This is a genomic window from Psychromonas sp. (assembly GCF_041586535.1).
In the GTDB taxonomy this organism is placed as follows: domain Bacteria; phylum Pseudomonadota; class Gammaproteobacteria; order Enterobacterales; family Psychromonadaceae; genus Psychromonas.
On record NZ_JBFGZY010000010.1, the window covers coordinates 15,678 to 37,725 of the forward strand.

A 22,048-nucleotide genomic window follows, 5' to 3' on the forward strand; every position below is an offset into this window, starting at 1 on the left:
GATAATTAGATACAGATACGTTTATCACCATCTGTATTCAATTGGCGCATTTTACAAGAAATTAGTTAATAAAAAATGATTTAAAATCAATTAACTTCTTTTTTTTTATTTTGTTGGGGATTAATAAGCTTTTTGGAGCCTTAATTGAGGATTAAAAATAATTGTCTCCTGTCGCGCAGTACGTTAAGAGTCAATATTTCCGGGGCGGTGGTGATAAACTCGTTTAATTCGTTCAAATTACGAATGCGTTTACGATTAATGCCAATAATGATATCTCCCTGCCGTAACCCGTAATTATCAGCAATGGAGCCTTTTTCAACTGCAGAGACTAACACGCCCTGATTTTTATTTTTACCTTCCTGATTAATTAATGTTGCACCGGTTAAGGAAGGATGGAATATTTGTGCCTGCAATTTTATTTTATTAGTTGCAGCGGCTTTAAGCGTCGCATTAACGGTAAGCACTTTACCGTCCCGAATAATACCCAGTTGAACTTTTCTTCCGATGCTTAAACTACCAATTTTAGCGCGTAATGCAGAAAAAGAACTAATTGCCTGACCATTTAAGGAAATGATGACATCTCCGGCCAGCAGTCCAGCCTCCTGAGCAGCAGAGTCCGGGGCAACTTGATAAATAAATGCGCCATGCTTTGAATCTAACGCGAAGGTTTTAGTCAGTTCCTGAGTGAGTTCACCCCCTCTTATGCCGAGAACACCTCTGCGTATCTCCCCAAACTGCACTAACTGCTGTACCAGGTTATTGATCATATTTGACGGGATGGCGAATCCAATGCCAATATTACCTCCGCTAGGTCCTATCAACGCGGTATTAATCCCAATCAATTCACCTCTCAGGTTTACCAGTGCGCCCCCTGAGTTACCACTGTTAATTGCAGCGTCTGTCTGAATAAAATTTTCCAGGTTCTCAAGATTAAGACCGCTTCGACCAAGTGCACTGATAATACCGGAAGTGACTGTCTGTCCAAGGCCAAATGGATTACCTATCGCAACGACGAGATCCCCTACACGCAGGTTATCTGAGTTGGCGAGTTCTATCTGGGTGAGCAGTTTGTTGGTTTTTATTTGTAATAGGGCAATATCACTCTGTTTATCCTGGCCGACCAGCAGGGCATTAAATTCCTGGCCTGATTTTAAGGTTACTTTAATTTCATCGGCATCTTCAATTACATGAAAGTTAGTAATAATATAACCTTTTGAAGAGTCAATAATAACACCCGAACCTAAGCCGACAAATGTCTGAGTTGGGGGAGGCTGCTCCTGATCACTGAAAAAATTAAATAAATCAGGGAAAACCTGCTGCTCAGAATGGCTGCCAGAAATCGAAATATTAACCACCGCCGGGCTAACTTTTTCAACCAGAGGAGCAAGACTAAAAATGTCATTGCCGGCAACGGTTAACGGCAAGACAGCATTTGTCGCGGCACTAAAGGTGATTAAGCTGCAGATAAAAATAAAAGAACAGATTAACTTTCTCACATGTGCATTCCTTTAAATGAGGTGATTCATAAAAAGAATAGTCGCAATACCCATAAAATTGAATTTTCGTCTTAAAGTTTGGTGGCTCAGCAGCGATCTTGGTGAAATGTCAGAAATTCAGATAGCGCTGTGAATTGAATTTGTTTTACTGCTAGAATGTTAAATCTATGTTACGTAAAATGCTATCGAGTGCTCTGTGACCCCTCTAAACTTATATCTCGCCGATTTACAAAAAGAAAATTTTTTCGCCGACCCATCACAGGCAATTGCAATACAACATTTGCAGCGTTTGTACCTGGCGCTACAGGAACAACCTCCTGTAGATAAAGAAGAGGGGCTTATGTCACGTTTTTTTAAAAAAATAGCGGGAAAGCCGATAAAAAGAACCTTAGTGAAAGGCATCTATTTTTATGGAGGAGTGGGGCGCGGTAAAACTTATCTGGTGGATCTTTTCTTTCATAGTTTACCCGGTAAACGCAAACAGCGCCTGCATTTCCACCATTTTATGCGCAGAGTGCATAAAGAGTTAGCTGAACAGCAGGGAGAAATTAACCCGTTAGCTAACATTGCGAAAAAATTTTCTGTTGAAACTGATGTATTATGTTTTGACGAATTTTATGTGGATGATATAACCGATGCAATGATTTTAGCAGGCATGTTAACAGCACTGTTTGAGCAGGGGATTGTGCTTGTCGCTACGTCCAATATTCACCCGGACGATCTTTATAAAAACGGTCTGCAGCGCGCACGTTTTATACCCGCCATTGAGTTAATCAAAACCCATTGTCAGCTGTATAATCTCGATGGTGGACGTGATTATAGAATTGGCCGTTTGAATGAGACAGAAACCTATCATTACCCTTTGGACAGTGCTGCCGAGCTGCAGGTAAAAAATGCATTTGAAAATTTAGCTGATGGAGACAAGGTCTACGGGCAGGATATTGAAATAAATTACCGCCGGATTGCCGCGATTGCCAGCAGTATTGATACCTTAAGTATTGAGTTTACATCACTCTGCGACGGTCCAAGAAGTGTATTGGATTATATTGAACTAGCCATTTTATACCGCACGGTCATTATTGCGAATATCAGACAGATGAATGATGCGCATAATGATATCGCAAGGCGTTTTATTGCCATGGTCGATGAGTTTTACGATCGCCATGTAGTGGTTATCATCTCAGCTGAAGTTGATATGGCGAACCTTTATGTAGGGGAAAAGCTTGCCTTTGAATTTCAACGCTGTGTTTCCCGTTTATCAGAAATGCAAAGCAACATTTATTTAAAACAATCGCATCATATTAAAGCAGACAGTTGAGCGCTAATGATCTTTTTCAAGGTAGCGGCGATGCTTAGAATTTTATGCTGATTTATTTCAATATAAAGGTGACCTGAGCATCTTTTTTCTGTATAGTATCGCCGCCCACGTTATCCACCTCCCCAAAATTTATATGGTGGATCTGTTTACGCTTGACGTATTCGAAGGGATACGGAATGGCAAAATACATTTTTGATTATCAATGATTGATAATCATATTTTTTTTAAATCATTAATTTGGGTATAACTTAATGAAAACTTTTGTTGCTAAACCGGCTGAAGTAAAACGCGACTGGTACGTAGTAGATGCTGAAGGTAAAACTTTAGGTCGTCTGGCTACTGAAATTGCTTTACGTTTACGTGGTAAACACAAAGCTGAATACACTCCACATGTTGATACTGGCGATTACATCGTTGTTATCAATGCTGAGAAAGTTGCTGTAACTGGTAATAAAGCTAAAGGTAAAATGTACTACCACCACACTGGTTTTATCGGTGGTATCAAATCAATTAGTTTTGAAGATCTTATCGTACGTGCTCCTGAGCGTGTTATTGAGAATGCTGTTAAAGGTATGTTACCGCGTGGCCCACTAGGTCGTGCAATGTATCGTAAATTGAAAGTTTATGCTGGTACTGAGCATCAACATTCTGCACAGCAACCACAAGTTTTAGACATCTAATAGGATTAAAACAATGGCAAATCAATATTACGGCACAGGTCGTCGCAAAAGCTCTACAGCTCGAGTGTTCTTAAAAGCAGGTAGTGGTCAAATCACTATCAACAAGCGTAACATCGACGAATATTTCGGTCGTGAAACAGCTTGTATGGTTGTTCGTCAGCCATTAGAACTTGTTAATGTTACTGACAAGTTTGACCTTAACATCACTGTAAAAGGTGGTGGTACTACTGGTCAATCAGGTGCTATCCGTTTAGGTATCACCCGTGCACTAATGCAATATGATGAAACACTTCGTTCAGAATTACGTGGCGCTGGCTTCGTAACTCGTGATGCTCGCGTTGTTGAGCGTAAGAAAGTGGGTCTACATAAAGCACGTAAACGTCCACAGTTCTCAAAACGTTAATATTTCGTTTCAAAGAATTGCAAAAGCCCGGTTTATACCGGGCTTTTTTTTGCTTGTTATTTGGTTCATTCAAGCATATTGTTTATCCTGATATATAAAAATATGGGGAGAATACAATGTTAGCGACCTCAATGGTTGAAAAACTAAACGAACAAATTAATCTGGAATTTTATTCTTCAAATCTATATTTGCAGATGAGCGCCTGGTGTGAAGACAAAGGCTTTGAAGGTGCTGCGTTAATGTTGCGCAAGCATGCGGATGAGGAGATGGGGCATATGAACCGTTTGTTTACTTATGTCAGTGAAACTGGCGCATTTCCTATTCTCGGTGCAATAGAAGCACCTCCTTATCAATTTAAATCATTAAAAGAAATTTTCACTGCAACTTATCAGCACGAATGTTTAATCACTGAAAAAATAAATCAGCTTACTCACGTTGCATTCTCTACGCATGACTATTCAACCTTTAATTTTTTACAATGGTATGTTGCCGAGCAGCATGAAGAGGAAAAATTATTTAAAGGTATATTAGATAAAATTGAGCTGGTGGGGGAAGACGGTAAAGCGCTTTTCTGGATTGATAAAGATCTCGCTGAACTGGCAAAAACAGGTGCGACTTCAATTATGGATAGTAACGCATAGGCTGGCATCCCTGTTTTATTGTGTTTTTGTAAATACTTTTAATTTCCCCTTCTGATGAGAGCATGGTCAACTAAGGAGTGCTTTTCTCTGTCCGCTCCTGCAAAAACAATGTTAATCACTTGTAAACAGAGGGTTATTTCTCTAGAATTCAGTGAGTTTTATACAATATCCCGGCATGCGGAGGTTTGCCGGAATATTGTATTATCAGTTTGATATTAGAGAACTGCTTCTAGCAAAGGAATTAATGAAGTAAGCAAGTATTGCGCAGGAAAAATTACCGCTAGCAGGGCGTGAGTTTCAGGAGAACGTTATTCTCACTTCAAGACTCGCAACGCAGGTAGCGTTAATTTTAACAAGCATGACTGATCACCTTATTAGTTCTTTTAGTATTAACAGTAGCTCACAATGGAGATGGATAAATGAGCAATGCGCCTGTCAATTCTGGTCGCCGCAAGTTTCTGACATTAACAACAGGCGTTGTTGGTGGGGTGGGGGCCGTTGCAGTGGCGGTTCCCTTCGTGAAATCTTGGAGTCCAAGTGAAAAAGCCAAAGCAGCCGGCGCACCGGTTGCTGTTGATATCAGTAAAATCCAACCCGGCCAGTTAATTCGTGTTGAATGGCGTGGTAAACCGGTCTGGATTGTTTCCCGCACACAAAAAATTATTGATGAATTAGCTACACTTGACGGTCAGTTGCGTGATCCTGGTTCAGAAGAGCCACAGCAGCCTGATTATGCGGCAAATGCAGGTCGTTCACTCAAACCGGAAATTTTTATCGCAGTTGGCTTATGTACCCATTTAGGCTGTTCACCAAGCTATTTGCCGGATTCTTTTTCGGAGCAGGTGGAGGGTGTTGAATCTGGTTTCTTTTGCCCCTGCCACGGTTCAAAATTTGATATGGCAGGACGTGTATTCCAAAATGTCCCTGCCCCGCTAAATTTAGTGATCCCTCCTCATCATTACACAAGTGATACGACGATTCTTATCGGTTTAGACAAAGGAGATGCCTGATGCTTAATAAATTAGTCACCGGCACGCTGGATTGGATAGACGCACGTATTCCGATGACGGAAACGTGGAACAAACATCTGGCACAATATCCAACACCGGTTAACTTTAACTTCTGGTACTTTTTCGGTTCACTGGCGATGCTGGTTTTAGTTAACCAAATCCTCACCGGTATCTGGTTAACTATGCATTACAATCCGTCTGCAGAAGGGGCCTTCGCATCCATTGAATATATTATGCGCGATGTCCCTTATGGCTGGTTATTGCGTTATATGCACTCAACGGGCGCTTCAGCTTTCTTTGTGGTTATCTACCTGCATATGTTCCGCGGGTTGATTTACGGTTCTTACCAGAAGCCACGCGAGCTGATCTGGATCTTCGGTATGTTCATCTTCCTGGCCTTAATGGCGGAAGCGTTTATGGGCTACCTGCTTCCCTGGGGGCAGATGTCCTTCTGGGGAGCGCAGGTTATTATCTCTTTATTTGGAGCAATTCCGGTAATTGGTGATGATTTAACCCTGTGGATCCGCGGTGACTATGTTATTTCCGGCGCGACATTAAACCGTTTCTTTGCCCTGCATGTTATTGCCTTACCCTTAGCGTTAGTTGTTCTGGTGTTCTTACATATTGTGGCACTGCATGAGGTAGGCTCCAATAACCCTGACGGTATTGAGATCAAACAGAAAAAAGGCACAGCTTCAGAGGAAGCAAAAGGTAAGTTTACTTTCCATAAACAATACAGCGGTAAAAAAGATATTATCGATGCTATTCCCTTCCACCCTTATTTTACCGTTAAGGATATAATGGGGGTGTGTGGATTCCTGCTGTTTTTCTGTGCGGTTATCTTTTTTATGCCGGAGGGGGGCGGTTACTTCCTGGAAGCGCCTAACTTTGAGCCTGCAAATGGTCTGAAAACACCAGAACATATTGCACCGGTTTGGTATTACACGCCGTTCTACGCTATTTTACGCGCAATACCGGATAAGTTAATCGGTGTGGTGTTCTTTGGCGGCTCTATTGTGATTCTGTTCTTCCTGCCCTGGTTGGATCGCTGTAAAGTGAAATCAATCCGCTACCGCAGCTGGATCCATAAAGTGAATATTGCGCAATTCATTGTCTGTTTTATTGTCTTAGGCGTACTGGGCGCTTTGCCTGCAACACCTTTATTAACAATTATTGCCCAGGTTGGCACGATCGGTTATTTCGGTTTCTTTATTGCTCTCTGGCTATACAGCAAAAATGAAAAAACTAAACCACTACCAACGAGGTTAACATTCAAATGAAAAAATTAATGCTTGCCTTCTTGGCCCTGTTACCGGCACTTGCCTTCGCATCCGGTGGCGCAGTCCATCTGGATAAAGCCAACTATGATCTGACAGATAAAGTTTCACTGCAGAGTGGTGCGAAGCTGTTCATGAACTACTGTTTTGCATGTCATTCAACGGGTTACCAGCGTTACCAGCGCGTTGCAACCGACCTGGATATCCCAGCAAAGCTAATGGAAGATAATTTGATTTTCACCTCGACCAAAATCGGTGAATTGATGAAAAACAACATGGATCCCGTTGAAGGAGCTAAATGGTTTGGTGCGACACCACCGGATCTAACTCTGGAGGCGCGTCTGCGCGGAGCAGACTGGATCTATACCTATCTGCGTTCTTTTTATGCCGATCAAAGTCGTCCATTTGGGGTGAATAACAGCGTATTTCCTGATGTTGCTATGCCGCATGTACTTGAAGAGCTACAAGGGGTACCAACGGCTATTTATGAAACAACCATGGTTGATGGTGTTGAACATAAAGCAATTATCGGTTTTGAAAGTAACGAGCAGGGGGAGATGAGCTCCGATGAGTATGACAAAGCGGTACTGGATCTGGTAAACTTCCTCGTCTATGCTGGTGAGCCGAACAAATTGGAGCGTCAAAGCCTAGGTATCTGGGTAATGGGATTTTTAGTAATCCTGTTTATTCTTAGTTATTTACTAAAGAAAGAGTACTGGCGCGACGTGCATTAATCGTTAGCTTTTATCTTACCTATTTGAATCGGCAACGGTGGAATTTACTGCCCTTGCCGTTTTTAGTTTTTATACATTCAATATTTTTCCATATATTAGGGGATTTTTAATGGCCGTAGCTGCAAATAAACGCTCTGTAATGACACTGTTTTCCGGTGCATCAGATTTATATAGTCATCAAACACGCATTGTATTAGCAGAAAAGGGCGTTACAGTTGAAATCACCTTTGCTGAAGAGGGTAACTGGCCGGAAGAGTTGGCGGAGTTAAACCCTTATAACTCAGTACCGACGTTAGTTGATCGTGAACTGGTTTTATATAATTCACGTATCATCATGGAATATCTGGATGAGCGTTTTCCGCACCCGCCATTAATGCCTGTTTATCCTGTTGAGCGTGGTAAAGGCCGCTTAATGATGCAGCGTATTGAAAGTGACTGGTACCCGCTGGTTGATATTATTATGAATGGTGATGCCGATGCTGCCGATGCTGCCCGTAAAAAGCTTCGTGATGCTATTTTATTAATCGCACCGGTATTTGATCACTTTGCTTATTTTATGTCTGAAGAGTTCACTCTGATCGATTGTTACATGGCTCCGCTATTATGGCGTTTACCGGAGTTAAAGATTGATTTAGGGTTTGATAATGTCACCGGTCTGAAAAGTTATATGGTAAAAGTTTTTGAACGTGAATCATTCCAGGCGTCAATGACAGAAACTGAACGTGAAATCAGAGTGGGAGCATAATGACAACCATGGTAGTGCAACGACCGTATCTCCTTCGCGCATTCTACAATTGGATTGTTGATAGTGAATGCACACCTCATATTATTGTTGATGCGACACAACCAGGAGTGGAAGTGCCGCAACGATTTGTTGAAGATGGAAAAATTGTTCTTAATATTGCACCTAAATCAGTAATGCAGTTTTCAATGAATGATGATGCAGTTGCATTCAATGCACGTTTTGGCGGACAGCCGATGCAGGTTTATGTGCCTTTATATGCGATAGAAGGTATTTATGCGCGTGAAAATGGTGCCGGTACTATTTTTCCTGAAGAGCCTGCTTATCAGGAACTGGATAGCGCGCCGGAAAAACCGCAGATTGAACAAACTGAGACTAAACCGGGTAAACGCCCAACGTTGACGATTGTAAAATAATCTTCTGTTATACCCTTTGAAAAAACCGGGATTATCCCGGTTTTTTATTGTCCGAAGTTTCCAGCCGTCAGCCGTCAGCCGTCAGCCGTCAGCCGTCAGCCGTCAGCCGTCAGCTTTCAGCTCGTAACCAGCCGCTTTAAAAAACTAAACAAAATCAATCGGATCGACATCTATAGACCAGCGAATCTTTCGTCCCTCTGGCAGGCTATCAAAAGCGGTTAATGCCTGGTGCAGCGTTTGCGTGATGATTGTGCGCTGCTCACTTTGTAACAATAACTGGAAACGATATTTTCCCGCCCGTCTTTCCATTGAAGCAGGAATAGGTCCTAAAATTAATAAACTGTCCATGTCATTATTAGCCGAACAGATTTGCTGCAGAATTTGTTTGCATAACGCTAGAAAGTTTTCTGCCAGGGTGGCATTCTCCGATTCCGCCCTTAACAGGGTTTGAAATGTGCTTGGTGGTAACTGCGCCAGCTTTCGCTCTTTAAGTGCATTACGGGAAAACTCAAAATAACCGTTATTAATAAGATCCTGAAGTAAACTGTGCTCCGGGTGATGGGTTTGTAAGACCACCTGACCTTTTTTATCAGCCCGTCCGGCCCGCCCTGATACCTGGGTAAACAACTGCGCGAGGCGTTCGCTGGCACGATAATCGTTACAGAACAGCGCGCCGTCCACATCTATTAATGCTACTAGGGTGACGTCGGGGAAGTGGTGGCCTTTTGCGAGCATCTGTGTGCCGAGCAGAATTTTATATTTGCCGCTGTTGATATCGCTTAAATATTGATTAAAGCTCTCTTTTTTACGGGTATTATCACGATCAATACGCACTGTCGGATGATCCGGAAACAGACTGTTTAAGGTTTCTTCCAGCTGTTCGGTACCTACGCCGGTAGCAATCAATTGGGTCGAGCCGCAATCAGCGCACTGATGCGGTACCGGATGAGTCGAGGTGCAGTGATGGCAGTGCAGATAATTCGCGGATTTATGGTAAGTGTAAAAAGCATCACAGCGTCCGCATTTAACTAACCAGCCGCATTCATGGCACATTAATACCGGTGCATAGCCGCGCCGGTTTAAAAATAATATTACCTGATTGTTCTTCTCCAGGTGCTTGTTCATCAGCTCAATTAACTGCGGGGATAATCCCGATTTTAGCGGTAACCCCGCCAGATTAATTAAGCTATTGCTTGGTGGTTTGGCATTACCCGCCCGCTCGGTGAGGTGCAGGTGCTGGTATTTTCCCTGTAATGCATTGTTCAGCGTTTCTAACGAGGGCGTAGCAGAGCCTAATACGACTGGGATTTTTTGTAACGCGGCGCGTTTGATGGCAAAGTCACGCGCATGGTAACGAAAACCATCCTGCTGTTTGAAAGAAGCATCGTGCTCTTCATCTAAAATGATTAATCCTAAATTTTTAAAATCAGAAAATATGCTGCTGCGTGTACCGATGATAATTGCAGCGCTGCCTTGTTTAGCATGCAGCCAGGTATCGAGTTGCTCCCTTGGGTTTAATCCGGAATGTTTGAGATAAACCGGAACATTAAAACGCGCTTGAAAACGTTTGATGGTTTGCGGGGTTAAACCAATTTCAGGTACCACCACCAGAACCTGTTTACCTGCAAGCAGGATCGGTTTGATGATGTTTAGGTAAACTTCTGTCTTACCGCTGCCGGTGATCCCCTCTAATAAAAAACAGTTAAAATTATCAGTTTGCTGATTGACAGTGCTGATTGCAATCGCCTGTTCAACACTTAACTGCGGTTTTTGTTCAGATTCAGTAAAATTTTCCAGCCAATCAGGCGTATTAACAGGCTGTTTATCAATAGCTTCAACCAAGCCTTTTTCCTGCAGCGCCTTGAGTGTAGGACGGCTGATCCCTTTCACAGATAACTGTACAGTGGAGAGGGGGGATTCACTCAAGGTCTGCAGAGCAAGCTGCTGTTTTTTAGAGCGTTTAAAATCTTCCAGATTAAAAGAGCTGGCGGTTAACTGCCAGTATTGTTCACTTTTAAAAACGGCATCTTTACCCTGACGTAATAAAGTTGGCAGGGCCTGCTGAAAAACATCACCAAAAGCATGCTGATAATAAAAAGCCGACCAGCGTAACAGTGACCAGATTTTTTCATCTAACAAGGGAGCTTGATCAATCAGCTGGGTGATTTTTTTTAATTTATCAATGGCATAGTCACAAGTCGGGTTAACCACACAGATCACCCCGATTAACTGTCTTTTTCCGCCAAAAGGAACCCGCACGCGGCAACCTACCAGATTTTTTGGATCTGTTTTGAGCAGATAATCAGGCAGCAGATAATCGAATTGTTTGTGTAGAGGAATCGCCAGTGCGACACGGCAAATGATAGGTTGGTTCATGCGCTCAATTATAGGCAGATAAAAATCTATTGTAACCTGTTTCCAATTAAGCGGGTTAAAAAACTGATAAAGAGATTGAAATCGAAAGTGCTCGATATAAAGCACTTTCTTTTTTTTTGGGGGGGGGCTCGTTTAAGCGAGCAGTTTTCTGGCCGCCGCAACAACAATCGAGATTGCGCTGACTTCGGTTTTCTTCATGGTCACTGCATCCGGGATCTCCTGCTGGGTGCGGTTAACAATTACCCCTGCAACGCAGGCGGCACGCCAACCTTGTGAGGCACACATGGTAAATAGCGTCGACGATTCCATTTCATAGTTAAGCACGCCTAACTCCTGCCACTCTTTCATTGAGCCTTTAAACTGGCGGGTAACACGTCCTGATACGGTGTCGTAACGCTCCTGACCGGGATAGAAGGTATCCGAAGAGGCGGTAATACCAACATGGGGTTCAACACCTGCATCGCGGCAGGCAGCAACCATCGCCGTCGTACACTCAAAGTTAGCCACCGCGGGAAATTCCATAGGTGCAAAATGCAGACTGGCACCATCAAGGCGGACTGAAGCTTGTGTGACAATCACATCACCGACATTAACCTGCGGTTGAATTGCCCCGGTTGTGCCCACCCGTAGAAAGGTAGTTACGCCTAATTGTGCTAACTCTTCAACTGCAATCGAGGTTGACGGGCCGCCGATACCCGTTGAACAAACAACCACCGCTTTGCCATCCAGATAAGCTAAATAGCTGGTGTATTCGCGATGGCTGGCGAGGAAAGTGGCTCCGTCCATTAATTCCGCGATTTTTTTAACCCGCTCCGGATCACCCGGTACTATTGCTAAATTCGCTCCATCGAGCATTTTTTTCGTGAGACCTAAATGAAATACATCTGACATAATGAAACTCCTATAAATATGCAGGCTGTTATAGCTCAGCACCTAAAAAAGCCAGGGGTAATAGTTCGGCAATAGTGTGTTGTTCTATTTCAGTTTCTGTAGCATAACTATAAACCATGGCGTCATAACCTGATTGTTCGGCAATTACTTGTCTGCATCCACCGCAGGGGTGTGCTTTAATTAGCGCTTTTGCTGCATTGCGAGCCAGTATGTGCACTTCTTTGATATCCCCTATTTTTGCACCTTCGGTAACGGCGGTCTGAATAGCATTACGCTCTGCACAGATGGTGGTTGGATAAGCCGCTGACTCGACATTCACGCCGCGATAGACGCTTTGGTTTTTTGTCACGACAATGGCAGCAACACTAAAACCGGAGTAGGGTGCTGAGGCATTATCGAGTAGCTTTACAAGTTCAGAGAAATAATTTTTATGCATAATGTTAGAGCCTCTTGATATAGGTTTGTGATTGATTTTCCGGCTGGGCAACAAAGCCCATTTTATTAAGGTATAGACAATGGTCCTGATCGTTTGCTGTTGTCCGCAGTGCGCTGATCCCTTTCTCTTTAAGAATTTCCGGGTGGCTTTTGTAATAATAGGTACCCAGTTTAAAGTCTCTATATCTGGGCGTGACATAATCAAGGATAATGTTAAAAGTACCATCAGCCTCTTTGCTACCCACCAGTACACCGGCAATATTGTTGTCACGTAACATATAAAATGAGGTATCAGCCGCCTTTAATCTGTCCAGATCCGTTTGTTTTTCTATTTCCTGGCGGTTAAATTCAACAAAATGCTGAAAATATTCAGAATTTGTTGAAGCTGAAACTATTTTAAACTCTTCCTTGGTACGATAAATCTGATACAAATAATAAATATTAATACAGGCAATGCTGAGGTTCATAAAAATGGTCGGTACTGAATCTATAAAATAAGCAAAGCTTGCAAACAGCAGGCAGCCTATAAAATTAATCACTCTCAGTTTGATAATTGAAGACATAGTAAGAGAAATTAATACAACCAGTGAGGCTAAGTAACCAAACCATTCGACCCAATCTAATTCCATAATGATTCCTTAAAAGTAAAAGACCAAAATCAAAACAACTTCGGCTTTGTATTGATTTAAATATCCTGTAAACGGATATGGCGATACACCTGTGTTTGCGCTTTTGCTGCTGCTTGACCACATACAATAGCGCGTTGGATAGCGCGCTGCGCTTCAATAAACTGTGCTTCACTCCGGGCATGTATTATTGCCAGCGGTTTTTCAGGGCTTGCCTGCTCTCCCAGAGCAATAATCTCGCTTAGACCCACGCCATAATCGATGGGATCAGTTGCCCTGCGCCTGCCTCCGCCCATGGCAACGACGGCCATCCCTAACTCTCTAGTATCCATGGCCTGTACAATCCCTGCATGCGGAGCATAAACAGGGCGGACAATGGCCGGCTTCTGCAGATGGTTGTCATAATTTTCAATAAAGTCTGCGGGGCCGCCTAATGCGCATACCATTTTGCCAAAGACCTCCGCGGCTTTGCCGTTATCAAGAACCGCTTGTAATTTTGTCCGAGCCTCTTTTAGGTCTGCTGCTAATCCACTTAACAGTAACATTTCGGCGCATAATGCCATGGTGACTTCGTGTAAACGCGGGTTCACATATTCCCCGCTCAGAAATCGCACCGCTTCGCGCACTTCAACGGCATTACCCGCACTACTTGCTAACACCTGATCCATATTGGTAATTAAAGCGGTGGTTTTACAACCTGCGCCATTGGCCACACCAACGATACTTTTTGCCAGCGCTTCAGACTGTTCATAAGTCGGCATAAACGCGCCGCTGCCTGCTTTAACATCCATCACCAGCGCATCAAGGCCGGCAGCTAACTTTTTCGATAATATGGATGCGGTTATTAACGGAATTGATTCAACCGTCGCGGTAATATCTCGGGTGGCATAAAAACGTTTGTCGGCAGGTGCCAGATCGCCCGTTTGCCCAATAATCGCGACCCCCACCTGTTTGACTATTCTGCGGAAATGCTCAGCGCTGTCCGGTGTTGTTTTATAACCGGGTATGGCATCGAGCTTATCCAATGTACCGCCGCTATGCCCCAGACCGCGTCCTGAGATCATCGGCACATATCCACCACAGGCAGCGACCATCGGGCCTAACATTAAAGAGGTCACATCGCCGACACCACCCGTTGAGTGTTTGTCTACAACAGGGCCGTCTAAATCAAGTGAAGACCAGTCTAAAACCGTGCCTGAATCTCGCATAGCGCAGGCCAGAAGCACGCGTTCATCGATGTTCATATCCTGGAAATAGACTGCCATTGCAAAGGCGGCAATTTGACCTTCAGTTATGCTGTTAGTCGTAATACCCTGAATAAAAAAGTCAATCTCCTGCCTGGTTAATACTTTTCCATCGCGTTTACGGCGGATAATCTCCTGCGGGAATAACGTCATCTGCTCTGCCTCCTGTATTTCAGCGAGACCGGTATGCGCAAGGGCAATGCCGGCCTCTTTAATAATAAAGCTTAAGTTAGATCTTATAGGTTACCGCGAAGTAATGACCAAAACCTGTTGTTACTGCACCAGGCCATGCTTCCCCATCCTTAAGACCGTAAACATCTTTAAACCCTTTCAGGCCATAACCGACGGCAAAACGATCCGAATGCCAGTAGATACCGTTAAACATCACACCGCCGCTGCTCGCAGAAGAGTACTCATCTTTCATGCCAAACTGGTAATCGATATAACCCTGATAGGAGAAAAATGAACCGTTGTCAAAGAAGTAAAAAGGTTTAAACCAGTTGGTGGATACCTGATAACCGTTCCAGTCTTTATTGTTTTGATCGTAAAGGCCGTAAACATTAAGGCCCACTTTGCCCAGCCAGGGAACCGTAATGTCAGATCCCAGTCCGACAAAAGCATTGTTGACATCACCAGTTCCGCCACCGCCCCAGTTAAACAGGCTGGCAAGATACACCTCCTGCACCGGACCAAAGGAAAGATCTTTGCCGGTTAAGGCATCAAGCGAAACGCGTGGTGCGAACTTCATAAACATTTTGGAAGCGCCGTCTTTATCCGAACTGTCGCTTGTGGTCAGGTTAAACACGTCCACATAACCGTATAGATCGAAAATGCCCGAACGACCGCCAAACTCCATCTCCAGATAATCATGATCTGATTCACCGGGTAATTCATTAACCGCGTACATAAGGTTAAACTGCGCCCATTTGTAATCGTTTTTATGGATATCACCATCGCTGTAGTCGGCTGCAAATAGAGGTGCGCTAGCGCTGGCCAGGCTAAGTGCTAATAGTGTTTTTTTCATAGTTAATTTCCTTTTTTAAAGTCAAAGCGTCCCTGGGGCATAAATATCAATTTTTTTATGCCCTGAACTTTTTATTATTATGTTATTTATCTAGATTGGTTGAGGTAATACACCTGGTGAACCTGTTAATAGGTCAGCCAGATGAATTATCTCATTTTGCTCAGGTTATCCTGCAACGACTGCATCGAGGGCAACAATCAACATATCATTGAAGCTGGTTTGACGTTCATCTGAGGTGGTCTGTTCGCCGGTGCGGATATGGTCTGATACGGTTAAAATACACAGTGCATTGGCGCCTTCTTCCGCTGCCACGCCGTATAAACCGGCGGCTTCCATCTCTACACCCAGGATGTTGTATTTTTCCAGCGTATCAAACATTTCCGGCTCAGGCGTATAAAAAAGATCGGCTGAGAAGATATTACCGACACGGGCTTTAATGCCATGCGCTTTGGCTGAGTTAACCGCTTTTTCCAGCAGCTCATAACTGGCAATTGCCGCAAAATCATGACCTTTAAAACGTGAACGGTTTACTTTTGAATCGGTTGATGCGCCCATCCCAATGATCACATCACGTACTTTAATATCATTGCTGACGGCACCGCAGCTTCCCACTCGGATAATATTTTTCACCCCGTATTCACGGATTAATTCCGTTGCATAAATTGAGCAGGAAGGGATGCCCATACCACTGCCCATGACCGACACGCGTTTGCCTTTATAGGTACCGGTAAAACCAAGCATGTTACGTACATCTGTAACCTGTTCCGCATTTTCTAAAAAGTTTTCAGCAATATATTTTGCGCGTAGAGGGTCGCCGGGCATCAAAACCGTTTCAGCAAAAGCACCATCAACTGCATTAATATGAGGGGTTGTCATAATCATTATCTCCATTGTTCTGGGTATTTACTGTGCAGCCTGTTTTCAAGCTGCATAGTTTGCTTATTTTTTTCAATCAATTAATTAAAAATACTTTTGCCGTATTCGAGGGCGGGTAAATCATGGAAATCAGCAATTGACTGACCAATATCCGCAAAACTCTCGCGCAGTCCTATTGGGCCCGGTTGAACCTTCTGACCGTAAAAAATAGCCGGAATGTGCTCTCTGGTATGGTCGGTGCCTTTCCATGTCGGATCACAGCCATGATCTGCGGTTAGCACCAGCAAATCACCTTCCTGCATTAATGCCAGCATTTCCGGCAAACGTTGGTCGAAATACTCTAAACCGGCTGCGTAACCCGCTACATTACGACGGTGGCCAAAGTCAGCGTCAAAATTCACAAAATTAGTGAAGATAATGGTTTGATCTCCGGCCTGCTGCAGTTCATTCAGACTGGCATCAAAAAGCGCTTCCAGGCCAGTTGCTTTGGTTGCTTTGGTTATGCCCTGAGCGGCGAAAATATCGGATATCTTGCCGACACTGACGACCTGACCGCCAGACTCTTTCATACGATCCAATAACGTCGGTGCTGGTGGTGTGACAGAATAATCATGGCGATTACCGGTACGTGCAAAATTACTGCTGTCTGAGCCGTCAAAGGGGCGGGCGATAACCCGGCCGATATGATATTTATCCACTAATTCACGGGCGATTTCACACAGTTTGTAAAGTCTTTGCAGACCAAAGGTTTCCTCATGACAGGCAATCTGGAAAACACTGTCGGCAGAGGTATAGAAAATAGGTTTGCCGGTTTTGATATGCTCTTCACCAAGATCCTGCAGAATAGTCGTACCGGAGGCATGGCAATTGCCTAAATACCCGGGTAATTCTGCACGCTCTACTAATTCATCGAGCAGTTCCTGCGGAAAACTGTTTTGTTTTTGCGCAAAATAACCCCAGTCAAATAGAACCGGTACGCCGGCTATTTCCCAGTGACCACTGGAAGTATCTTTTGCGGTCGAAATCTCTTTCGCGTAGCCGTAAGCCGCAATCGGCTCAACTGACGGATCTAACCCGGCTGGAAAAGTCGATGAACTTTCTGCACAAGCACGGCCGAAACCCAGTTTGTTTAAGTTGGGAATATTAAGCGGGCCGCTGCGCCCCTCATTGGCCAGACCTTTGGCACATTGCTCCGCGATATGGCCCAGTGTATTTGAGCCCATATCATCAAATTTAGTGCCGTCGGCCAGAGTGCCGATAAATTGATCGGCATCGGCAGCGCCGCCAACACCAAAAGAATCAAGTAATAGGATGATGGTACGTTTCATTAGTAACCTCCACTTTGTACTGCTTTTTCCGCCAAATTCAGCTGTGTTAATAAAGCGCCTAACAAGCTTGATGCGCCGAATCTGAAATGTGCTGTATTTATCCAGTTATCGCCCATAATACTGGCTGCAAGCTGCAGATAATCACTGGCAGCCTGGGCATCTTTAACACCACCGGCGGCTTTAAAGCCAACATCACGGCCGGATTCTTTGATCGCTTCCAGCATCACTTTGGTCGCTTCCAACGTCGCATTAACCGGCACTTTCCCCGTTGATGTTTTAATAAAATCGGCTCCGGCATTGATACAAATTTCACTGGCTTGTTTTATTAATGCCGGGCTTTTCAGTTCGCCTGATTCAATAATTACTTTCAGGGTGACCTGCTCACCGCATATATCTCTGCAGGCTTTCACCATGGTGGCGCCGATTTCTGCATTTCCGGCCATTAATGCGCGGTAAGGAAAGACAAGATCCACTTCATCTGCCCCGTAGGCAACTGCTGCCCGTGTTTCTGCTAATGCGATATCCAGGTCATCATTACCGTGTGGAAAGTTGGTTACCGTCGCAATTTTGATATCCGGGGTGTTTTGCTGTTGTAATGTTTTACGCGCAATGGGAATAAAGCGCGGGTAAATACAAACGGCAGCCGTATTACCCGCTGCGCTATGCGCATCAGCGCATAACTGTTTTACTTTCTGATCCGTGTCATCTTCATTTAAGGTGGTGAGATCCATTAATTGGATGGCTAAACGGGATGCTTGTTGTAAATCGCTCATTATTTATTTCCTTTGCTACTGGTGATTAATACCGATGTCATTAAAAGTTTAATCAGCACTAACACTTGAAATTCAGGGCGCTTAAAAATATGCAGTGGAAATCATTAAGCGCTTATTTAGAGTTATATCAGGCAACACTTAGGGCAAAGAAAATACCGACTAAGGTTGCACTCATAAAGTTAGACAGAGTACCGGCGAGTACCGCTTTTAAACCTAATCTGGCGATATCCGGGCGACGCGATGGTGCCAACACACCCAGACCACCTAATAAAATCGCCATCGAAGATAAGTTTGCAAAACCACATAAGGCAACGGTAATAATTACTTGTGAGTGTTCGCTTAAGCTGTCTTTAATGCCAACAAAGTCAATATAGGCAACAAATTCATTAACCACTAATTTCTGACCTAATAAACTACCCGCCTGAATCGCTTCAGACCATGGAATGCCAAGAAGGTAAGCAATCGGTGAGAAGACATAACCCAATATCTGTTGCAGGGTTAGGGCTTCAAGACCAAATACACCACCTACAGAGCCTAAGATAGAATTGATTAATGCGATTAATGCGATAAACGCAATTAACATACCGCCGACATTCATGGCCAGATGAAGGCCATCACCCGCACCGACTGCCGCTGCGTCAATAACATTGACGGGTTTATGCTCTTCTTCAGCAATCACTTCATCAGATAGCATAGCAGTCGATTTTTCTGTTTCAGGCTCTAATAGTTTAGCCATTAATAAACCACCGGGCGCAGCCATAAACGAGGCGGCAATCAGGTATTCAAGGCTGACACCTAGGGATGCATAACCCGCTAACACTGAACCCGCAACTGACGCTAAACCGCCGGACATAATGGCAAAAAGCTCTGAACGGGTCATCGTTTTGATGTAGGGTTTTACCACCAATGGCGCTTCGGTTTGCCCGACAAAAACATTGGCCGCTGCTGACATGGACTCGGTTCTGCTGGTACCTAATGCTTTCTGCAGTGCTCCGCCAAATATTTTGATAATAAACTGCATTACACCAAGGTAATAAAGCACGCCCATTAATGAGGCGAAGAAGATGATAATCGGTAGTACTTTAAAGGCAAAGACAAAACCGCCGCCGCCAAAGACTTCAAACATCGTCCCGGAAACAAGGCCGCCAAAGAGAAAACCGATACCGGCATTGGCGCTGTCGATAACCGCCTGTACACCACCGGATATACTGCCAAGCACGCTTGCTCCTGAATCTGTGAAAATAACAAAAGCGGGTATTGCTGCCTGAATAAGAAAAGCACCGCCTATGGTGCGAAAGTTAATTGCCTTTCTGTTACTGGAAAATATTATCGCGATCAACATCAGCGATATTACTCCTACTAAGCCCATTACAATTTCCATCTAGTTCTCCATTTAGTTTTCTATGCTTGATTGAATGTTTTCTAATCTTTGGTACATCTTTTATATAGCCGCATCATTTGCTGACTGGTTTACCTGGCTTTAATCTTTTTGTCTGTGCTATCGGCTGCCTTAATTGACTAAAGCATGAGCCCTGTTCCCTGCGTATGGGAGATAAACAGCGGTCAAAATTCAATTAACATTCCATAGAATTGTTAAAAAATCTATCGGTGTGAATAACTGGGGGGCAGTTTATTTATTCAATAGCACTTAAAATGTGATCTAAACCAAGAGAATACTTGATATTGTAATCTTATTTTATCTGTTTACACAATCTGTTGTTTTTCTGTTAAGCTACTGCTACGTGTTGTTTTTGTGAGCTAAGTGGTGAAAAAGTGCGCGGGTTAATCAAGTGGTCTGCCGATGTTTATTTACCATTATGTTTGCTGATTCTGCAGTTGATTTGAGGGGCAGGGAAACAATGTTTTCATTTACCAAAGACTTTAATTGTTGTAAAACAGTGCGTTGTAAAAACTTTGCCGTTGCAGATAGCGCCGATTATATTCCCCAAAGCTGGCGATTAGGGTACTTATCCATCGCCTGTAAATCATGTGGAAGCTACCCTCCGTGGGTGAATAATGAGCAGGTAAAACAACTGTTAGCAGAGAAACTTGAAGTCCACTTCGCTAGAAAATTAAGCGATTGTCCCGGATGTGCCCCGTATTTTTTCTTTAATGAAAGCCCTAAAGCAACGTTGCACGGCTACACTTCGGCTGGCAGACAGCGAAAAAAGTGTTCTCTGTGCCAGCGCGTATTTACCCCTGCATGTTTTAAAAACAGAAATGCCCTCAGGCTAATTTTAAGCTGTATTATTGCCAATAAAGAGATAAGAGAATCGATTAAGGAAACAGGTTTATCGGCCCGGTTATATTATTTTTATCTGGAAAAATTAGCGCAGATTTTTGCAAGCTTCAGCCGTTTAAAGGAAGAGCAGGTAATGCTCCGGCCTTACCTTGCACTGCATACGCATGGTAAAGTGCTGCATCTTGCCCATCAAAGAGGTTTTTATACTTTACTGACTTCAGAAGTTGACAGTGGTTATATTGTTCTGCAGACCAATAATTTAACGAATATTCCTTTAACTGAAGAAGATATTTATCGCAGCAGGGAAAATACAATAATATCAGCTGATCATGAACCGGACTTAGAAACGCGGTTGATCAACAGATATGAGCAAAACCTTACCCGAAAACATTTTGAGCAGTTACTGGTCGGTGAATTAAAGCCGCTTACAAAGTGTGCATTAATTTCACCCGCTGAATTGGTGTACGCACATTTCCAGCTACTAACTGCCTTTACCGTAAAAGCATCCACTTACAGACATTATATTGAACATGAAAGTTGTCTGAGAGCCGCCGCTTTAATGGCATCTGCTGCAGATATAAAAAAGTCTGCGGCTGAGGTTTATTTTTTTTTGGCGCACCCCAGAACAGAAAATGATTTACAGGGGAAAAAAATTGGCTGGTGGGATGATAAATGGTTCAGTAATGATTCTGGTGCCTATTGCCCAATTGCTACCGCTAGCGAGTTTGACTGCGATGTAAAATTAGATAGCAGCACCAGTATTGATCAATTTTATGCCTACCTGGATAAAAAGATCTATAAAGGTGTCAATAGCCTGAATGTGGTTAATCATTTGTCGGAAATACACCGGGTTATATTCAATTACTGTGATGTGAATAATAATAGCAGCAGAGCAGTGCGATTAGGTGTGTGTGATGCAGTTTATACCCCGTTACAATTGCTCGATAGCGCTTTGTCGACAGTAACGAAGGGATTTTAATCCGGCGGGCAATTCGTTCAGTTAATTGAAAAAAGAGTTTTCAAAAAGTAAGAAAATAAATATGAATAAAATACACTTTATAGTTGTATTTTTATTAAACATTCCTATACAATTCGCACCCTGAAATTCAATGATAAATACGTGTGGTACTTTGGTGGATGAAATAATTCATTCAAACAGAGCAGCGACACGGCCTAAAAGAGGTTTCCCTAATGAAAAATAATATTCATCCAGAATATAACGAAATTACAGCTACTTGTTCATGTGGTAACGTAGTTAAAGTTGGTTCAACAGTTGGTAAAGACCTTGCGCTAGATATCTGCAGTGCATGTCACCCATTCTACACTGGTACTCAGCGTGTTGTTGATACCGGCGGTCGTATTGACAAATTCAAACAACGTTTTGGTGCTTTGGGTAAAAAATAAACCTTACTGGTTTAGTTACCCTGCTAAAATGAATAAAAAGGTGCCTATGGCGCCTTTTTTTGTTTTACGGCATAGAGATAATTTGAAGATAAGGTTACCAACACTGGCCAAT

22 protein-coding genes are annotated in these 22,048 nt (G+C 43.4%); 11 read left to right on the forward strand and 11 right to left on the reverse strand.

Annotated features, from left to right (window positions below; genetic code table 11):
* Positions 1 to 140: 140 nt before the first annotated feature.
* Positions 141 to 1,496 (reverse strand): DegQ family serine endoprotease, encoded by a 1,356-nt coding sequence (locus ABZA00_RS02240; protein WP_372880517.1) that lies wholly within the window; start codon positions 1,494 to 1,496, stop codon positions 141 to 143.
* A 196-nt stretch (positions 1,497 to 1,692) separates the two neighbouring features.
* Between ABZA00_RS02240 and zapE the strand changes: the two genes are divergently transcribed.
* The 9 genes from zapE (at position 1,693) to ABZA00_RS02285 (ending at position 8,717) form a co-directional block, all read left to right on the forward strand.
* Positions 1,693 to 2,814, forward strand: a complete 1,122-nt coding sequence (zapE, locus tag ABZA00_RS02245) for a cell division protein ZapE (protein WP_372880518.1) — start codon at positions 1,693 to 1,695, stop codon at positions 2,812 to 2,814.
* A gap of 251 nt (positions 2,815 to 3,065) precedes the next feature.
* The gene (gene rplM / locus ABZA00_RS02250) at positions 3,066 to 3,494 is read left to right on the forward strand and encodes a 50S ribosomal protein L13 (protein WP_372880519.1); all 429 of its coding nucleotides are present in this window, start codon (positions 3,066 to 3,068) and stop codon (positions 3,492 to 3,494) included.
* Positions 3,495 to 3,507: 13 nt separating this feature from the next.
* Positions 3,508 to 3,897: a 30S ribosomal protein S9 gene (gene rpsI / locus ABZA00_RS02255; RefSeq protein WP_372880520.1), complete on the forward strand. Its 390-nt coding sequence runs from the start codon at positions 3,508 to 3,510 to the stop codon at positions 3,895 to 3,897.
* 116 nt (positions 3,898 to 4,013) lie between these two features.
* Entirely contained in the window at positions 4,014 to 4,538 is a 525-nt protein-coding gene (gene ftnA / locus ABZA00_RS02260) for a non-heme ferritin (RefSeq protein ID WP_372880521.1), read from the forward strand.
* A gap of 419 nt (positions 4,539 to 4,957) precedes the next feature.
* Positions 4,958 to 5,548, forward strand: coding sequence for a ubiquinol-cytochrome c reductase iron-sulfur subunit (gene petA, locus ABZA00_RS02265; RefSeq protein WP_372880522.1), 591 nt, complete (start codon positions 4,958 to 4,960; stop codon positions 5,546 to 5,548).
* On the forward strand, positions 5,548 to 6,828 hold the full coding sequence (locus tag ABZA00_RS02270) for a cytochrome bc complex cytochrome b subunit (RefSeq protein WP_372880523.1): 1,281 nt from the start codon (positions 5,548 to 5,550) through the stop codon (positions 6,826 to 6,828). Before petA ends, ABZA00_RS02270 begins: the two co-directional genes overlap by 1 nt.
* Positions 6,825 to 7,559, forward strand: coding sequence for a cytochrome c1 (locus ABZA00_RS02275; RefSeq protein WP_372880524.1), 735 nt, complete (start codon positions 6,825 to 6,827; stop codon positions 7,557 to 7,559). The genes ABZA00_RS02270 and ABZA00_RS02275 overlap by 4 nt, the downstream gene beginning before the upstream one ends.
* 109 nt (positions 7,560 to 7,668) lie before the next feature.
* Entirely contained in the window at positions 7,669 to 8,304 is a 636-nt protein-coding gene (sspA, locus tag ABZA00_RS02280; protein ID WP_372880525.1) for a stringent starvation protein SspA, read from the forward strand.
* Positions 8,304 to 8,717, forward strand: a complete 414-nt coding sequence (locus ABZA00_RS02285; RefSeq protein ID WP_372880526.1) for a ClpXP protease specificity-enhancing factor — start codon at positions 8,304 to 8,306, stop codon at positions 8,715 to 8,717. Before sspA ends, ABZA00_RS02285 begins: the two co-directional genes overlap by 1 nt.
* Before the next feature lie 144 nt (positions 8,718 to 8,861).
* On the opposite strand, the gene priA is transcribed toward ABZA00_RS02285, so the two are convergent.
* The 10 genes from priA to ABZA00_RS02335 form a co-directional block, all read right to left on the reverse strand.
* Positions 8,862 to 11,093, reverse strand: a complete 2,232-nt coding sequence (gene priA / locus ABZA00_RS02290) for a primosomal protein N' (protein ID WP_372880527.1) — start codon at positions 11,091 to 11,093, stop codon at positions 8,862 to 8,864.
* A gap of 132 nt (positions 11,094 to 11,225) precedes the next feature.
* A complete protein-coding gene (gene udp / locus ABZA00_RS02295; protein ID WP_372880528.1) occupies positions 11,226 to 11,984 on the reverse strand; it encodes a uridine phosphorylase in 759 nt (252 codons plus the stop codon).
* Positions 11,985 to 12,012: 28 nt separating this feature from the next.
* Complete coding sequence (gene cdd / locus ABZA00_RS02300) at positions 12,013 to 12,420, reverse strand: cytidine deaminase (protein ID WP_372880529.1); 408 nt, start codon at positions 12,418 to 12,420, stop codon at positions 12,013 to 12,015.
* Positions 12,421 to 12,424: 4 nt separating this feature from the next.
* A complete protein-coding gene (locus ABZA00_RS02305; protein WP_372880530.1) occupies positions 12,425 to 13,048 on the reverse strand; it encodes a GNAT family N-acetyltransferase in 624 nt (207 codons plus the stop codon).
* A gap of 56 nt (positions 13,049 to 13,104) precedes the next feature.
* Positions 13,105 to 14,442 carry a thymidine phosphorylase gene (gene deoA, locus ABZA00_RS02310; RefSeq protein ID WP_372880531.1) on the reverse strand — a complete coding sequence of 446 codons (1,338 nt, stop codon included), beginning with the start codon at positions 14,440 to 14,442 and terminating at the stop codon, positions 13,105 to 13,107.
* Positions 14,443 to 14,518: 76 nt separating this feature from the next.
* Positions 14,519 to 15,313 (reverse strand): outer membrane protein OmpK, encoded by a 795-nt coding sequence (locus tag ABZA00_RS02315; protein ID WP_372880532.1) that lies wholly within the window; start codon positions 15,311 to 15,313, stop codon positions 14,519 to 14,521.
* A gap of 165 nt (positions 15,314 to 15,478) precedes the next feature.
* Complete coding sequence (gene deoD, locus ABZA00_RS02320) at positions 15,479 to 16,189, reverse strand: purine-nucleoside phosphorylase (RefSeq protein ID WP_372880533.1); 711 nt, start codon at positions 16,187 to 16,189, stop codon at positions 15,479 to 15,481.
* A gap of 80 nt (positions 16,190 to 16,269) precedes the next feature.
* Positions 16,270 to 17,517, reverse strand: a complete 1,248-nt coding sequence (locus ABZA00_RS02325) for a phosphopentomutase (protein WP_372880534.1) — start codon at positions 17,515 to 17,517, stop codon at positions 16,270 to 16,272.
* On the reverse strand, positions 17,517 to 18,290 hold the full coding sequence (gene deoC, locus ABZA00_RS02330; RefSeq protein ID WP_372880535.1) for a deoxyribose-phosphate aldolase: 774 nt from the start codon (positions 18,288 to 18,290) through the stop codon (positions 17,517 to 17,519). Before deoC ends, ABZA00_RS02325 begins: the two co-directional genes overlap by 1 nt.
* 127 nt (positions 18,291 to 18,417) lie before the next feature.
* Entirely contained in the window at positions 18,418 to 19,671 is a 1,254-nt protein-coding gene (locus ABZA00_RS02335; protein WP_372880536.1) for a NupC/NupG family nucleoside CNT transporter, read from the reverse strand.
* Positions 19,672 to 20,149: 478 nt separating this feature from the next.
* Between ABZA00_RS02335 and ABZA00_RS02340 the strand changes: the two genes are divergently transcribed.
* Positions 20,150 to 21,511 carry a hypothetical protein gene (locus ABZA00_RS02340; protein WP_372880537.1) on the forward strand — a complete coding sequence of 454 codons (1,362 nt, stop codon included), beginning with the start codon at positions 20,150 to 20,152 and terminating at the stop codon, positions 21,509 to 21,511.
* Positions 21,512 to 21,723: 212 nt separating this feature from the next.
* Complete coding sequence (rpmE, locus tag ABZA00_RS02345) at positions 21,724 to 21,936, forward strand: 50S ribosomal protein L31 (protein ID WP_372880538.1); 213 nt, start codon at positions 21,724 to 21,726, stop codon at positions 21,934 to 21,936.
* The last annotated feature ends 112 nt before the right edge of the window (positions 21,937 to 22,048 follow it).

What these genes read in the sequence shown, in the direction of transcription:
- ftnA (WP_372880521.1), top strand. Translation starts at nt 4,014, where the DNA reads ATGTTAGCGACCTCAATGGTTGAAAAACTAAACGAACAAATTAATCTG.
- rpmE (WP_372880538.1), top strand. Translation starts at nt 21,724, where the DNA reads ATGAAAAATAATATTCATCCAGAATATAACGAAATTACAGCTACTTGT.
- sspA (WP_372880525.1), top strand. Translation starts at nt 7,669, where the DNA reads ATGGCCGTAGCTGCAAATAAACGCTCTGTAATGACACTGTTTTCCGGT.
- ABZA00_RS02275 (WP_372880524.1), top strand. Translation starts at nt 6,825, where the DNA reads ATGAAAAAATTAATGCTTGCCTTCTTGGCCCTGTTACCGGCACTTGCC.
- rplM (WP_372880519.1), top strand. Translation starts at nt 3,066, where the DNA reads ATGAAAACTTTTGTTGCTAAACCGGCTGAAGTAAAACGCGACTGGTAC.
- ABZA00_RS02335 (WP_372880536.1), bottom strand. Translation starts at nt 19,671, where the DNA reads ATGGAAATTGTAATGGGCTTAGTAGGAGTAATATCGCTGATGTTGATC.
- deoD (WP_372880533.1), bottom strand. Translation starts at nt 16,189, where the DNA reads ATGACAACCCCTCATATTAATGCAGTTGATGGTGCTTTTGCTGAAACG.
- ABZA00_RS02270 (WP_372880523.1), top strand. Translation starts at nt 5,548, where the DNA reads ATGCTTAATAAATTAGTCACCGGCACGCTGGATTGGATAGACGCACGT.
- petA (WP_372880522.1), top strand. Translation starts at nt 4,958, where the DNA reads ATGAGCAATGCGCCTGTCAATTCTGGTCGCCGCAAGTTTCTGACATTA.
- ABZA00_RS02305 (WP_372880530.1), bottom strand. Translation starts at nt 13,048, where the DNA reads ATGGAATTAGATTGGGTCGAATGGTTTGGTTACTTAGCCTCACTGGTT.
- cdd (WP_372880529.1), bottom strand. Translation starts at nt 12,420, where the DNA reads ATGCATAAAAATTATTTCTCTGAACTTGTAAAGCTACTCGATAATGCC.
- priA (WP_372880527.1), bottom strand. Translation starts at nt 11,093, where the DNA reads ATGAACCAACCTATCATTTGCCGTGTCGCACTGGCGATTCCTCTACAC.
- ABZA00_RS02340 (WP_372880537.1), top strand. Translation starts at nt 20,150, where the DNA reads ATGTTTTCATTTACCAAAGACTTTAATTGTTGTAAAACAGTGCGTTGT.
- rpsI (WP_372880520.1), top strand. Translation starts at nt 3,508, where the DNA reads ATGGCAAATCAATATTACGGCACAGGTCGTCGCAAAAGCTCTACAGCT.
- deoC (WP_372880535.1), bottom strand. Translation starts at nt 18,290, where the DNA reads ATGAGCGATTTACAACAAGCATCCCGTTTAGCCATCCAATTAATGGAT.
- ABZA00_RS02285 (WP_372880526.1), top strand. Translation starts at nt 8,304, where the DNA reads ATGACAACCATGGTAGTGCAACGACCGTATCTCCTTCGCGCATTCTAC.
- deoA (WP_372880531.1), bottom strand. Translation starts at nt 14,442, where the DNA reads ATGACGTTATTCCCGCAGGAGATTATCCGCCGTAAACGCGATGGAAAA.
- ABZA00_RS02315 (WP_372880532.1), bottom strand. Translation starts at nt 15,313, where the DNA reads ATGAAAAAAACACTATTAGCACTTAGCCTGGCCAGCGCTAGCGCACCT.
- ABZA00_RS02325 (WP_372880534.1), bottom strand. Translation starts at nt 17,517, where the DNA reads ATGAAACGTACCATCATCCTATTACTTGATTCTTTTGGTGTTGGCGGC.
- udp (WP_372880528.1), bottom strand. Translation starts at nt 11,984, where the DNA reads ATGTCAGATGTATTTCATTTAGGTCTCACGAAAAAAATGCTCGATGGA.